The organism is Streptomyces sp. IBSBF 2435 (assembly GCF_036815005.1).
GTDB lineage: Bacteria > Actinomycetota > Actinomycetes > Streptomycetales > Streptomycetaceae > Actinacidiphila.
This window is the reverse complement of record NZ_JAJSYW010000395.1, coordinates 1-1,215: the sequence shown is the minus strand read 5'-3', so window position 1 is coordinate 1,215 and position 1,215 is coordinate 1. Positions and strand designations below refer to the sequence as shown.

Sequence of the window (1,215 nt, the reverse complement as noted above, 5' to 3'; positions counted from 1 at the left end):
GGGTGTGGTCGCTGATGCGGACGTTGCCGGAGGAGATGCCGAATTCGCGCAGCATGCTGGCGAGGCCGCGCGGGGTCAGGCCGCTTCGCCCCCACTCGGCCCAGGGGGCTTCCGGGTCGCCGTTGAGGGCGAACAGGAGTTGGTCGGTGGCGATGCTGTCGGGGTCGCTGGCGGCGTAGAAGATCCGTCGGATGTCGGCCAGGATGCGCGCGCCGCTGGGCTGGTGGTCCTCGGATTCGGCCTCGGAGGTGACGAGGCGGGTGCATGCCTGTCGGGCCCGGCGGGGCCAGGGGCCGCCGGCGAGGTCGGCGACGATGATCAGCGGTTCCCAGGTGTCGGCGGCGCGGTCCTCGACGGGCATCTGCGGTTCCAGGTGCAGGGCCTGGTCAGCCAGTGGTTTGGCCCACCGGGCCAGGCTGGCGCGCATCGTGCGCAGGGTTGGGCTGTCGCGCTTGGTGCGATACGGCGAGACGCGTTCGCCTTCGGCCCGGCGGCGCATACGGATCACGATGGAGCGGTCCATGATCGTGTCGGGGAGGTCGCCGATCCCGGCGATGGCGGCCATGGCGAAGGTGTGGAACCGGTGCGGGGTGTGGTCGTTGCCTACCACCCGGAGCACGTAGCGGTCGCGCTGGTGCCCGGCGTTGAGCAGGCCGCGCATCTCCTCGTTCTTCTCGGCCATCTTCGGGCTGCCGAAGATCGTGTCGGCCTCGTCCACGAGGAGGGTGGGCGGCTCCTCGGTGATGGAGCGGAAGNGCATCTCCTCGTTCTTCTCGGCCATCTTCGGGCTGCCGAAGATCGTGTCGGCCTCGTCCACGAGGAGGGTGGGCGGCTCCTCGGTGATGGAGCGGAAGACCGCGGCCGGTGTGGAGTTCACAGTCAGCACCGGGGCGTGGACGGTCTCGGCCAGCACGTCCAGCAGCCTCGACTTTCCGCACCGCTTCGCCGGGCCGACCACCGCCAGGCGCGGGGCGTGCTGCCAGGCGGCCTGGAGGTGGGATGCGGCGACCCACAGCGTGGTCGCGTCCAGCGCCGCCTCGGAGGGCAGGACCACGAACCTGGCGATCAACGCCCGCAGCCGCGCCAGCAGTTCGTCACCCTCCGTCGGCGGTACGTCGGGTATCTCCGGCGGGCCGGTCGGCTCCTGCGGCCGGTCCGGTGCGGGTGCCTGCACGGGGGCCGGGAGGGGGGATGCGGCGTCGGGCTGGGAGGGCC

1 protein-coding gene is annotated in these 1,215 nt (G+C 71.8%); it reads right to left on the bottom strand.

The genetic code is table 11. The annotated features are described in order from the left end of the window. Window positions 1-1,215 (bottom strand): DUF3631 domain-containing protein (locus tag V7E46_RS33655; protein WP_443054438.1); only part of this gene is annotated, 1,215 nt, incomplete at both ends.